The 12,673-nt window shown below is 70.1% G+C and carries 9 protein-coding genes; 4 read left to right on the top strand and 5 right to left on the bottom strand.

Translation table 11 applies throughout. The features are described 5' to 3' along the window. Positions 1 to 114: 114 nt before the first annotated feature. Positions 115 to 1,944: a phosphoenolpyruvate carboxykinase (GTP) gene (locus V8690_RS27525; protein WP_338782761.1), complete on the bottom strand. Its 1,830-nt coding sequence runs from the start codon at positions 1,942 to 1,944 to the stop codon at positions 115 to 117. Between the two features lie 325 nt (positions 1,945 to 2,269). On the opposite strand from V8690_RS27525, the gene V8690_RS27520 reads away from it, so the two are divergent. The 4 genes from V8690_RS27520 to V8690_RS27505 all read left to right on the top strand — a co-directional run bounded on the left by V8690_RS27520 (position 2,270) and on the right by V8690_RS27505 (position 6,032). Next, positions 2,270 to 2,983: a hemolysin III family protein gene (locus V8690_RS27520; RefSeq protein WP_338782760.1), complete on the top strand. Its 714-nt coding sequence runs from the start codon at positions 2,270 to 2,272 to the stop codon at positions 2,981 to 2,983. 107 nt (positions 2,984 to 3,090) lie between these two features. Continuing rightward, positions 3,091 to 4,641, top strand: a complete 1,551-nt coding sequence (locus V8690_RS27515; protein ID WP_338782759.1) for a DHA2 family efflux MFS transporter permease subunit — start codon at positions 3,091 to 3,093, stop codon at positions 4,639 to 4,641. Between the two features lie 5 nt (positions 4,642 to 4,646). After that, positions 4,647 to 5,273, top strand: a complete 627-nt coding sequence (locus V8690_RS27510; protein WP_338782758.1) for a TetR family transcriptional regulator — start codon at positions 4,647 to 4,649, stop codon at positions 5,271 to 5,273. A 33-nt stretch (positions 5,274 to 5,306) separates the two neighbouring features. Beyond that, positions 5,307 to 6,032: a Mut7-C RNAse domain-containing protein gene (locus V8690_RS27505; RefSeq protein ID WP_338782757.1), complete on the top strand. Its 726-nt coding sequence runs from the start codon at positions 5,307 to 5,309 to the stop codon at positions 6,030 to 6,032. Here V8690_RS27505 and V8690_RS27500 read toward each other — a convergent pair. Genes V8690_RS27500 through V8690_RS27485 form a run of 4 tightly spaced genes read right to left on the bottom strand, consistent with a single transcriptional unit; the run spans position 6,029 to position 12,556 of the window. Continuing rightward, the gene (locus V8690_RS27500; RefSeq protein ID WP_338782756.1) at positions 6,029 to 8,434 is read right to left on the bottom strand and encodes a galactose oxidase-like domain-containing protein; all 2,406 of its coding nucleotides are present in this window, start codon (positions 8,432 to 8,434) and stop codon (positions 6,029 to 6,031) included. The two genes, V8690_RS27505 and V8690_RS27500, sit on opposite strands and share 4 nt — an antisense overlap. Further along, complete coding sequence (locus tag V8690_RS27495; RefSeq protein ID WP_338782755.1) at positions 8,431 to 9,624, bottom strand: glycosyltransferase family 2 protein; 1,194 nt, start codon at positions 9,622 to 9,624, stop codon at positions 8,431 to 8,433. The genes V8690_RS27500 and V8690_RS27495 overlap by 4 nt, the downstream gene beginning before the upstream one ends. Then, complete coding sequence (locus V8690_RS27490) at positions 9,621 to 11,270, bottom strand: phospholipid carrier-dependent glycosyltransferase (protein WP_338782754.1); 1,650 nt, start codon at positions 11,268 to 11,270, stop codon at positions 9,621 to 9,623. Before V8690_RS27490 ends, V8690_RS27495 begins: the two co-directional genes overlap by 4 nt. Next, positions 11,267 to 12,556, bottom strand: a complete 1,290-nt coding sequence (locus V8690_RS27485; protein WP_338782753.1) for a glycosyltransferase — start codon at positions 12,554 to 12,556, stop codon at positions 11,267 to 11,269. Before V8690_RS27485 ends, V8690_RS27490 begins: the two co-directional genes overlap by 4 nt. Positions 12,557 to 12,673: the final 117 nt, after the last annotated feature.

Raw genomic sequence — 12,673 nt, 5'->3', positions numbered from 1 at the left:
TCGCACGCCGTTGTGCGAACCCCTGCCTCGTTGTGCTGTCACCGCGGCCGGCCGTGACGATGTTGCTGGTCAGGGCACGATCGGAGCCGGCCGCGGCGTCGGTGGAGGGCTGTCTCAGCCCAGGCGCTGCACCAGCGCGCGGTATTCGTCCCAGAGCTCCTGGGGCGTGTGGTCACCGAAGGTGTTGAGGTGCTCGGGGACCAGGGCGGCCTCCTCGCGCCAGACCTCCTTGTCGACCGTGAGCAGGAAGTCGAGCTCCGAGTCGGCCAGTTCGAGGCCGTCGGTGTCGAGGGCGCCCTTCGTCGGCAGGATGCCGATCGGCGTCTCGACGCCCTCCGCCGTGCCCTCCAGGCGTCCGACGATCCACTTCAGGACGCGGGAGTTCTCACCGAAGCCGGGCCAGACGAACTTGCCCTCGTCGTCCTTGCGGAACCAGTTGACGTAGTAGATCTTCGGCAGCTTGGACTGGTCCTTGTCCTTCGCCACGTCGATCCAGTGGGCCATGTAGTCGCCCATGTTGTAGCCGCAGAACGGCAGCATCGCGAACGGGTCGCGGCGCAGCTCGCCGACCTTGCCCTCGGCGGCGGCGGTCTTCTCGGAGGCCACGTTGGCACCGAGGAACACGCCGTGGTTCCAGTCGAAGGACTCCGTCACCAGCGGTACGGCGGTGGCACGGCGACCGCCGAAGAGGATCGCCGAGATCGGCACGCCCTTGGGGTCCTCCCACTCCGGCGCGATGATCGGGCACTGGGCGGCGGGGACGGTGAAACGGGCGTTCGGGTGCGCGGCCGGCGTCTGCGACTCGGGCGTCCAGTCGTTGCCCTTCCAGTCGGTGAGGTGGGCGGGCGGCTCCTCAGTCATGCCCTCCCACCAGACGTCGCCGTCGTCCGTCAGCGCCACGTTGGTGAAGACCGCGTTGCCCCACAGCGTCTTCATCGCGTTGGCGTTGGTGTGCTCGCCGGTGCCGGGCGCGACACCGAAGAAGCCCGCCTCGGGGTTGATGGCGTACAGCCGGCCGTCCTCGCCGAAGCGCATCCAGGCGATGTCGTCGCCGATGGTCTCGACCGTCCAGCCGGGGATGGTCGGCTCCAGCATGGCGAGGTTGGTCTTGCCGCAGGCGCTCGGGAAGGCCGCCGCCACGTACTTGGCCTCGCCGCGCGGCGGGGTGAGCTTCAGCACCAGCATGTGCTCGGCCAGCCAGCCCTCGTCACGCGCCATCACGGAGGCGATGCGCAGGGCGTAGCACTTCTTGCCGAGCAGGGCGTTGCCGCCGTAGCCGGAGCCGTAGGACCAGATCTCGCGGTCCTCGGGGAAGTGCGAGATGTACTTGGTCGTGTTGCAGGGCCAGGGGACGTCCTCCTGGCCGGGCTCCAGCGGGGCGCCCAGGGTGTGCACGGCCTTGACGAAGAAGCCGTCGGAGCCGAGCTCGTCCAGGACCGCCTGGCCCATGCGGGTCATCGTGCGCATGGAGACGGCGACGTACGCCGAGTCGGTGATCTCGACACCGAGCGCGGACAGCGGCGAGCCGAGCGGGCCCATGCAGAAGGGCACGACGTACATGGTCCGGCCGCGCATCGAGCCGCGGAACAGGCCGCCCTGACCCCCGGAGCCCTGGAAGATCTCCCGCATATCGGCGGGGGCCTTCCAGTGGTTGGTCGGGCCCGCGTCCTCCTCCTTCTCGGAGCAGATGAACGTCCGGTCCTCCACGCGGGCGACGTCGGTGGGGTCGGAGGCCGCGTAGTAGGAGTGGGGGCGCTTGATCGGGTCGAGTTTCCGGAAGGTGCCCTTCTGGACGAGCTCCTCGCACAGTTGCTCGTACTCGGCCTCGGATCCGTCACACCAGACCACGTTGTCCGGCTGGGTCAGCTCGGCGATCTCGCTGACCCACGAGATCAGGCCCTGATGGGTGGTGGGAACGGTGGGAGCCGCGATGTCGCGCGCCACGATTGCTCCTAAATGAGGGATTTTTTGATGTGGAGGCCCCGTGGGGGCTGCGACCCGGATGCTTCACGGTGAGGCTTGGCGCTCATCCGGTGCCGACCGCACTCATTTGATCATCCGATGCGCGCGCCCATCTGTCCAGAGGAGCGCACAGGTGAGCAACGTGAGGATTGCCACGGTTTCTCGCGCCCCTTTACATGCACGTTGCGTTCACCTGACCGTCCGTTTGCGTAACCATCCTTCGGCCACGATGAGAGGATGGCCACTCTTCATCGGCCGATCGACCGGACCGATGGGTCAGTTACGGTTCCGTAGCTACCATTTGGCCATGACTGCGTTCGCCCCCGACGCGCCTTCGGACACGCCGGCCGACGGCCGTGGTCCGACGGCGCTCTCGCTGCCGCACCCGGTGAAGCCGAAGCTGCGCGGCTGGATTCACCTCGGCATGTTCCCGGCCGTCCTCGTCGCGGGCCTGGCGCTGACCGCCCTCGCCGACTCGACCAGAGGGCGCATCGCCTGCGGGATCTTCGCGCTGACGGCGTGCCTGCTGTTCGGTGTGAGTGCGCTGTATCACCGGGGCGACTGGAGTCCGCGCATGGACGGCGTCCTGCGCCGGCTTGATCACGCCAACATCTTCCTGATCATCGCGGGCACCTACACGCCGCTGACCATGCTGCTCCTGCCGGGCGCCAAGGGCCAGTGGCTGCTGTGGGGCATCTGGGCCGCGGCGGCGGCCGGCATCCTCTTCCGCGTCTTCTGGGTCGGCGCCCCGCGCTGGCTCTACACGCCGTGCTACCTCGCGATGGGCTGGGCGGCCGTCTTCTACCTGCCGGACTTCATGCGAACCGGCGGCATCGCCGTCCTCGTCCTCGTCATCGTCGGCGGCGTGCTCTACAGCGCGGGCGGCGTGATCTACGGGATCAAGCGCCCCAATCCGTCACCGCGCTGGTTCGGCTTCCACGAGGTGTTCCACTCCTTCACCCTGGCGGCCTTCATCGCGCACTACGTGGGCATCTCGCTGGTGGCGTACCAGCACGGGTAGATCCCCCTCTCGCCCCAAGGCCACGGCTTTCGAGCCGTGGCCTTTTTGCATGCGCGGGAGCAGGCAAGAATTGACAGTCCCAATCTTTTGATAGTTACTCTCATTTCATGGCTACTGTCATTACACCCGACCCCCGCCGCTGGTGGGCCCTGACGGCCCTGGTCGCGAGCATGCTCACGCTCGGCTTCGACATGACGATCCTCAACGTCGCACTGCCGACGATGGCCGAAGAGCTCGGCGCGAGCACCGGTGAGCAGCAGTGGATGGCGGACGCCTACGTCGTCGTCTTCGCCGCGCTGATGCTCCCGGCCGGGCTGCTCGGCGACCGGTTCGGGCGGCGGCTGATGCTGGTCACCGGGCTCGGGATCTTCCTCACCGGTTCGATCGCGGGCGCTCTGGCCCCGGACGTGACCTGGGTCGTCGCCGCCCGTGCCGTGATGGGTGTCGGAAGCGCGCTGGTCATGCCGCTCGTCCTGTCCGTGCTGCCCTCGCTGTTCGGGCCCGGCGAGCGCAGCAAGGCCATCGGCGTCATGTCGGCCGCCTCCGCGCTCGGCATGCCGCTCGGCCCGGTCCTCGGCGGCTGGCTGCTCGACCACTTCTGGTGGGGCTCGGTCTTCCTGGTCAACGTCCCGATGGTCGCCATCGGCATCACGGCCTGCCTCTTCCTGCTCCCCGAGACGCGCGACCCGGCCTCCCCCAGGGTCGACACCGTGGCGACGGCGCTCATCGCGGCCGGCCTCGGCGCCCTCGTCTACGCCATCATCGAGGCGCCCACGCGCGGCTGGGGCGACCCTGTGGTGGCCGGGTTCCTCGCCGGTGCCGTGGTGCTGCTGGCCGGGCTCGTGCTGCGCGAGCGCCGGGCGGCGCGGCCCATGCTCGACATGGAGCTGCTCGGCCACCGCGGCTTCCTCGTGAACGGGCTCACGGCGACCCTGGTCACCTTCGTCCTGGCGGGCCTGCTGTTCCTGCTGCCGCCCTACCTCCAGGCCGTCCTCGGCCACGACGCCCTCGGCACCGGGCTGCGGCTGCTGCCCATGATGGGCGGGCTGATGGTCGCCGCGCGCGGTGCCCAGCCGGTCGTCGCCCGGTTCGGTCCCCGCGCGGCGGTCAGCTGCGGCCTGGTGGTGCTGGCGTTCGCCGCGTTCCTCGGCAGCCGTACGACGGCCGACTCCGGCTACGGCTTCACCGCGCTGTGGCTGACCGTCACCGGCATCGGCTTCGGCTTCGCGGTGGTCCCGGCGATGGACGGGGCGCTGGCGGCGCTGCCCGCCGACCGGGCCGGCAGCGGCTCGGGGCTCCTGATGACTTTGCGCCAGGTGGGCAGTGCGATCGGCATCGCCCTGCTCGGCAGCCTGCTCGCGGGCGTCTACCGGGACCGGCTCGACGTCACCGGACTGCCCGCCCGGGCCGCCGACACGGCCGGGGAGTCCGTGGTCGCCGCGCACCTCGTCGCCGAGCGCACCGGCACGCCGGGCCTGGCCGCCTCCGCGAACAGCGCGTACGTCCACGGCATGGGCGTCGTCCTCCTGGTGTGCGGCGTCGCCGCCCTGGTCGCCGCGCTGCTCGCCGGGGCGTTCCTGCCCGGCACCCGGACCGCCCCGGACGGCGAGGGCGGCACCCCGGCCGTGGCCGAGCCGGAGGCCGATGCCCGACAATGACCTTCATGACGGCCCCACGCACCACCCCCGCCGACCGGCCCTCACTGGGGCTCCGGGAGCGGAAGAAGATCAAGACCCGCCAGGCGATCCGCGCCGCGACCTACGCGCTGATCGAGGAGCAGGGTTACGACGCCACGACGATCGAGCAGATCGCCGACCGGGCCGAGGTGTCGCCGTCGACCGTCTTCCGGTACTTCCCGACCAAGGAGGACATCGTCATCACCGACGAGTGGGACCCGGTGATGCTGGCGGAGCTGCGGGCCCGGCCGGAGGACGAGTCGTGGGCCGATGTCATGCGGCATGTGATGCGCACGGCCCTCGACCTGAGCCTCGCCGAGGACCCCGAGGTGACCCGGCTGCGGACCCGGCTCGGGGTCGAGGTGCCCGCCGTCCGCGCCCGCATGATGGAGAGCATGGCGGCGACCGGCCGGCTGCTCCGCACGGGCCTCGCCGAGCGCTCCGGGCTCGACCCCGACAGTCTGGAGCTGCGGGTCTTCGCCATGTCGGTGATGGGCGGCCTGCTGGAGGTCTCCCACTACTGGGCCGAGACCGGCCACCGGGACGACATCCGGGATCTCGTCGACCGTGCCCTGGACGTCCTGGAGCACGGCCTGCCGACCGGAAAACCCTGAGGCCGCGGCCCGCCGCCGTGACATCCTGACCGGGTGAACGGTCCCGAGATCCGCGTCGAGTTCGCCCCCGAGCTGTACGTGTTCGTCCCCCAGGCCCGGCGGGCGGGCAGCCTGCGGGCCACCACGGACGGTGTCTCCAGCCTGGGCCATGTCGTGGAGTCGCTGGGCGTGCCGCTGACCGAGGTGGGCGCCCTGGTCGTGGACGGCCGCGAGGTGTCCGTCTCGCACGTCCCGGCGGCCGGCGAGTCGGTGACCGTGCGGACCGTCGCACGCCCCCAGCGAGTGCCGGGCGCTCCCCTGCGCTTCCTCCTCGACGTACACCTCGGCACGCTGGCCCGCCGGCTGCGGCTGCTCGGTGTCGACACGGCCTACGAGTCGACCGACATCGGCGACCCCGCCCTCGCGGCGCGTTCGGCGGCCGAGCAGCGGGTGATGCTGAGCCGCGACCGGGGGCTGCTGCGGCGGCGCGAGTTGTGGGCGGGGGCGTTCGTCTACAGCACCCGGCCGGAGGAGCAGCTGCGCGACGTCCTGGACCGCTTCGAGCCCGAACTGCGGCCCTGGACACGGTGCACGGCCTGCAACGGGCTGCTGCGCAAGGCCACCAAGGACGAGGTCGCGGACCAGCTCAAGCACGGCACGCACGCCACGTACGACGTGTTCGCGCAGTGCACGGCGTGCGGCCGGGCGTACTGGAAGGGCGCGCACCACGAGAAGCTGGAAGCCATCGTGGAACGCGCCCTCACCGAGTTCGGAAGCTAGCTCCTCCTCATGTCTCCCCTGCCGCAGGCGATCCCGTCCCCATTGCGGTCCAGGCGCAGCGGGTCGTCCTTGCCGTTGATCTTCAGGCGGCCGTAGTCGTTCGTCTTGAGCCACTCGCAGCGGGCTGCCGTCGACTTCTTCACGTCCGCCGGGAAGTCGGTCGGCACGCAGACGTTGATCGAGCCGTAGTGGCGGTCGCAGCCGGAGATCGTCGGGCTGACCTTCTGCGATGTGCGCTTCTTGCCGGGTTTCACGACCTTGCCCTCGGGCGCGTCGGCGAAGTCGTGGACGTGCGCCGACGCGTCCGCCGCCTCGAGGGCCTGCGGGCCCTGGAGGTGCACCCACTTCGCCACCGACGGCACCCCGTTCGCGTCCACCGCGAAGAGCATGTACCAGCCGGGCGGGGCCAGGTTGGGGTTGCTGGTCACGTTCAGGTCGACGTGGTCGCCGTCGACGGACAGCGGCAGGTCCACGAACCGCTGGTTCGGGTCGGAGGAGTGCGTGACGGCGGCCGGGCGGATCAACTCGGCCTTGGCGATGGGCCGGTCGACGGTGATCCGCTGGGTGTCGCCGTAGGTCCACTCGGTGTCGATGACGGAAGTGATCCGCGGGCGCGGGCCCTTGAACAGGTAGGGCGGGCTGTAGACCGACACGTCGTGGTTCCAGGAGCCGTTGCCCGGGTTGTCGCCGGTGGTCATCACGCGGCCGTCCGGGAGCAGGAACGCCGAGGAGTGGTAGCCGCGCGCCTCGGGGTCGACGGCCACCGGGTCGAAGGTCTCCGTCTCGGGGTCGAAGACCGACGTCTCGTAGACCGGGTTGGCGCGGTTGTGCAGCGCGCCGCCGGTCTCCAGCACCTTGCCGTCGGGCAGGAGCACGGCGGAGACGTACATCTTGCCCTGGTCACCGCTCTGCGGGACGGGCCCGTCGCCGAGGTCGACCGTGCCCTGCGGGATCGGCGGCCCTGCCACGTAGGAGGGGCTGGGCTGCTTGAGGTCGATGATGTCGGTCAGGCGGTTCGCCTCCGGGTTGGAGTCGATGTTGCCGCCGCCGAGGGTGAGGACCTTCTGGTCCTGCGCCGGCGGCAGCAGCACGCTGGCCGACTGGTCGCGCTCGTCCTTCTTCCGGAGGCCCGGGACCTGGGTGATGGTGTTGGCGCCGTAGTCGTAGATCGCCGAGCCGGTGCCGGGGATGTTGTTGCCGAAGACGTGGCTGCCCGAGTAGAAGAGGCGGCCGTCCTGCATGAGGATCATCGACGGGTACAGGCCCCAGTAGGACCAGGTCTGGTTGACCTTCCAGGTCGGCTGCCACTGCTGCTCGGCCTCGGAGAACAGCTCGGCGGTGACCGAGCCGGTGGAGTCCTCGCGCAGGCCGCCGAAGGAGATGACGTCGCCGTTGCCGAGGATCGTGGCCGACGGGTACCAGTGGCCGTCGTTCATGTCGTTGGTCTTCGTGTAGGTCTCGGTCTCCGGGTCGAAGAGGTACGAGTCCTTGTAGCCCTGGTAGCCGACGCGGCCGTCCGCCGACGGGTAGCCCTTGTTGCCGCTCATCACCAGCACGCGCCCGTCCTGGAGCTGCACATGGCCGGCGCAGAACATGTCCTTCGGCGTGGGGACGACCTTGTAGGAGCCGTCCGCCGGGTCGTATACCGCCGAGGTGAAGGTGCCGGCCTCGAACATCGACTCGTCGTTGCCGGAGCCCGCGATCAGCAGCACCTTGCCGTTGTGGAGGACGACGGAGTGCATGGAGCGGACCGGGTTCCGGGTGGGCAGCACGTCCCACTTGCCGTTCGCGCACTGCTCTGCGGTGCCGGTGCAGTCCGGCGGCGGGACCGGGTCGGTGACCTGCTCCATCGTGTAGTCGTCGGTCGTGGCGGAGCCGGTGCCGTAGACGGAGACGCCCCAGGAGATGCGGTCGGTGCCGGCCGGGACCTCGGGGGTGCGGACGGTGGCCTCGGTCCAGTCGGCCGCCAGGTCCAGCGTCTTGAGGTCGGTCCAGTACTGCCAGCCGGCCGTCGTGTCGTGCCGGAACAGCGTGATCGACGCGTCGGGCGTGGTCGTCTTGTACCAGAGGCCGAGGTCGTACTGCTTGCCCGGCGTCACCACCGGCGCGCAGTCGGCGGACTCGGTGATCAAAGCCTTGCGGTCGCCGTCGACGCGGCGGGTCAGCTCGACCTTCATGGCCTTGCCGCCGGTGTGCGCGTCGGTCGTGGTGGTGAAGGTGAAGTCGTTGTCGCCCCAGCCGGACTTCTCCCAGCAGTACGGCATGTCGCCGGTGCCGGCGGTCTCGAAACCGGGGTTCCTGATGAGGTTGGCGGCGGAGGCGGGCTGGGGCGCGGTCAGCAGGAGGCCGGCCGTGAGCGCGCCCACGCCGGCGAGTGCGGTCCTTCTCCGGTACTTGTTCACACGGCTCTCCTAGCGGTGCGGCTCTCGCGCACGGGCTTCTCAGGGCCCCGGCGCGGCAGATAGACCAGCGCTTCGGTCGCCACGAAGCGCAGGACGAACGTCGTCACCAGCGCGAGCGCGGTGGCGGACAGCACGCCCAGGTGGAACTGGTGCACGAACACGGCGATCAGCGGGATCCGCAGCACCAGATCGGCGTTGGCCAGCAGCGCGAACCGTCCGGTCCGGTCCCACCAGCTGCGGTGCCGGCGCCGTTCGCGGAACAGCAGGTGCTCGATGAGCACGAAGTTCCAGGCGACGCCGAGCTGGTTGGCGAGGATCTCCGCCGGTACGTAGTGCATGCCGGCGGCGCTCAGCGCCCACAGGCCCAGCAGGTTCGGTACGAAGCCGGTGAGCCCGATCAGGCCGAAGCCGACCATGCGCGCGACGGGCGAGGCGGCGCGCAGTCCGGCCAGGTGACGCAGGAACCGGAAGCCCTCCTGCGCTGTCGACTTGGACTCCCCGGCGAACCGGTCCTGGAAGACGAAGGGCACCTCGGTGACCCGGCGCGGGCGGCTGCGGACGGCGAGTTCGAGGAGGATCTTGTAGCCGAGCGGCTGGAGAACCTCGGCCGTGACGGCGCTGCGGCGGATCGCGAAGAAGCCGCTCATCGGGTCGCTGATGCCGTGCAGCCGGCGCGGGAACAGCGCCTTGGTCAGCCAGGTCGCCCCGCGCGAGACGGCCACGCGGTAACTGCCCGCGAGCCCGGCCCGGCTGCCGCCCTTGATGTACCGGGAGGCCACGACCAGCCCGGCGTTCGCCCGCTCGCCGGTGGCGACCAGGTCGGGCACGAGGGACGGCGGGTGCTGGCAGTCGCCGTCCATGACGACGATCCAGTCGGACGTGGCCGCCTTCAGCCCCTCGACGACCGCGCCCCCGAGCCCGCCCACCGGCTCCTCGCGGTGCAGGACGGTCACCGGGAAGGGGCAGTCCTGCGCCGCCTGCTGGATGACCTCGGGCGTGTCGTCGGTGGAGTCGTCCACGAAGACGACCTCGCACGGCAGCCGGGCCGGCACGGCCTCGGTGATCTGGTGCAGCAACTGCCGTACGTTCGCCGACTCGTTGAACGTCGGTACGACGATGGTGACGGCGCCCGGTTCGGGGATCTCGGCGGTCTCGACGACCTCGCCGGGGACGGTGGACTCCTGGCTCATCGCGTGCCTCCGGCGGTGGTCTGGATCTGGCGTATCTCGATGCGGTCCTCACCGGTGCCGAACGTGGCGACCGGGGCCGAGTGCTCCATGGCGGCCTTGACGTTGGGCAGGTCGGCCGCGTCCCGCCGCACGGTCGGCGAGGCGACGACGTAGTCCAGGTCCTTCCAGCCGCGCGGCATCGTCTTCGTCACCGCCGGGTCGAGGTCGGCCTTGTAGAACCAGATGACGCCGAGCCCCGGCCGGTAGCCCTGATGCACGAGGTCGAGCCAGAGGGCGTCGTCGACCAGGACGCGGGTGCGCTCCGGGTTCTCGACCTCGGTGGCCAGCCACTGGGACGCGGCCTTGTAGGGGGCGTTGGCGTCGGTGGTGACGGCGGTGCGGGCGCCGTCGTACCAGTGCGGTACGACGTAGGCGCCGGCGGCGAGGGCGAGGACGGTGGCGAGCGCGTGGCGGCCCACGCTGACGTACCGTTTCTCCGCCTCGGAGCGCCAGCGGCTCAGCACCGCGTGGGCGACGGAGGCGGTTCCTCCGGCGAGGACGAGGGCGAGGAACGGCAGGGCCTGGATGACGTACATCGCGGGCAGGTAGCCGTTCGGGCGCAGGGCCAGCGCGGCGAAGATCGCGACGGCCAGGGCCGGTCCGGCGAGGGCCCGGGCGGTGACGGACCAGCGCCAGGTGGCGAGGAGCAGGAGAGCGCCCGCGAGGCCGCCGAGGGGCAGGATCTTGTCGTAGTACAGCCACGACTGGAGCACGCCCCAGGAGCCGGAGCCCTGGTCCAGGATGAAGCCCGAACCGGGCCTGGTCATCTGGTACTTGACGCCGTCCCAGAGGGATACGTGCCCGCCGCCCGGCAGCAGCTCGCCCTTGAGCAGGGCGAACAGCGGATACGAGAAGCCGATCAGGGCGCAGGCCGTGACGGCTCCGGTGAGCGCGAACTTGCGGGTGTCCTTGTGGCTGTGCCGCCACATGGTGAGGAACAGCGCGGGCAGGACGACGAGCATCGTCTCCTTGGTGAGGACGGCCGTCGCCGCCGCTATCCCCGCGCCGAAGTGGTGCCAGAGGTGGCGGCTCGGGGAGGCGGCCAGCGTGAAGGCCAGCAGCGTCCACATCACCGCGAGGTTGTCGAGGAAGATCTCCCGCTGGAGGACGACCGCCAGCGGCGAGAGGCCGAAGAACACCATGCCGAGGGCCGCGGCCCAGCGAGGCAGGGCGAGACGGCGGCCGAGCACGTAGACCAGGACCGCGCTGATGCCGCTGATCACCAGCATCGCGGCCCGCATGGTGCCGACCGTCATCGACTCGGGGCTGATCAGCGCGGGGATCCAGGTCAGCACGGCGATCTGGATCCAGCCCAGCGGCGGGTGGTCGTACCAGTAGGTGTAGTGGGCGAGGCCGTTGCCCTGCTGGACCGACCAGGCCTGGGCGAGGTAGGTGCCCTCGTCGTCGCTGAGGGCCGGGTAGTCGGCGATGTTCCAGCCCTGCACGACGAGGATCGCCACGAGCAGCACACCGCACAGGAGCAGGTCGGGGCGGGAGGAGCGCAGCCGGCTCGGCGGCTCGGGCCGTCGGCGGGCACCGGTGCGGGGCGCAGGCCGGCGCTGCGCGGGGACCTTCGCAGTGGTCGCCGCGGGAAGGGTGGAGGTCACGCGGGAACGTCCTCTCGGGTCACGGGAACGTCCCGCCGGGTCACGGCCGTCTCGTCGAGATGCGCGCCGACATGGGTCGTCAGCTCCCAGTCGTTGCGGCCGCGCTGCTCACGCCATACGGCACGGACGGCCGCCCCGGCGAGCAGGACCTGGTAGAAGGGGCCGCCCACGATCAGCTTCAGGTAGTGCGCGAACCGCACACGCAGCCCGTACTGCTTGCCGAAGTCGTGCAGTCCGACGATCTCGAAGACGAAGGTGACCAAGGCGGTGACGGCCGGCAGGAAGGTGATGAAGGCGATGCCGACGGGCACGTCGAGGAACAGCGCGATCGCCACGTTCAGCGGGATGATCAGGCCGGTGAAGGCCTGCATGAACGGCGTCATCAGGGTGTAGCGGGCGAGCAGCCGCTGCCCGAGGGTGGGCAGTTGCTTCCAGTCCTTCTTCCGGTACACCTGGAGGAACCCCTGGTTCCAGCGGGTGCGCTGCTTCAGCAGGGACATCAGCGAGCCCGGGGTCTCCTCCCGGGTCACCATGTCGGAGTCGTAGGCGACGACGACCTTCTTGCCGACGCTGGAGAGCCTGACGCCCAGGTCGCAGTCCTCGGCGAGGCAGTTGGGGTCCCAGCCGCCGGCTTCCCTGAGGACGTCCGTGCGGACGAAGACGGTGTTGCCGCCCAGCGGAATGAAACCTTTCTGCGCGTGCAGATGGAGCCGCGAGCGGAACCAGAAGAAGTACTCCAGGCAGTTGCGCAGGCTGTACCAGCTGGAGTGGAAGTTGATCAGCTGCACCCCGCCCTGGACGACGTCCGCGCCGGTGGTGCGGAAGGCGTGGTCGACGTGCGCGAGGAGCTCGGGGTGGACCTGGTCCTCCGCGTCGAACACGCCGACGACGTCGCCGCGGCAGTGCGGCAGGGCCGTGTTCATGGCCTTCGGCTTGTTCTTCTTCTCGTGCGTGTCGACGACGACACGGACCCGTGGATCACGTGCCGCGGCCCGCTCGGCCACGGCGGTGGTCTCAGGGTCGTCGTGCCCGACGATCACGATGATCTCGAAGCCCGTGTGGCTCGACTCCAGCAGCCGCTGGATCGTGTGGTCCAGCACCGCCTGTTCGTGCCGCGCGGGCAGCAGCAGCGAGAAGGAGACGTGCTCGTCCCCGTCCGGACTGCTGAACCGCGTGGAGGCGAGCACTTCCGGCGTACGCCAGGCGTGCATCTGCCACCACAGAGTGAACGCCGCCATCCAGAACAGGGCCAGTGAAACGGCAGCGATGAAGACAGACGTCAGCAAACAGATCCCCCCAGATCCCAGAACCCCCCGCCGTGACGGCCCATCTCATCCGTCATGGCACTGTGCAGAGATTAAGGGGGAACTGTGAAGCCTGGGGGCTGTTCAGATAAAGAGCGT

It is taken from the genome of Streptomyces sp. DG1A-41 (assembly GCF_037055355.1).
GTDB lineage: Bacteria > Actinomycetota > Actinomycetes > Streptomycetales > Streptomycetaceae > Streptomyces.
The sequence above is the reverse complement of the archived record's forward strand: the minus strand, read 5'-3'. Positions and strand labels throughout refer to the sequence as shown.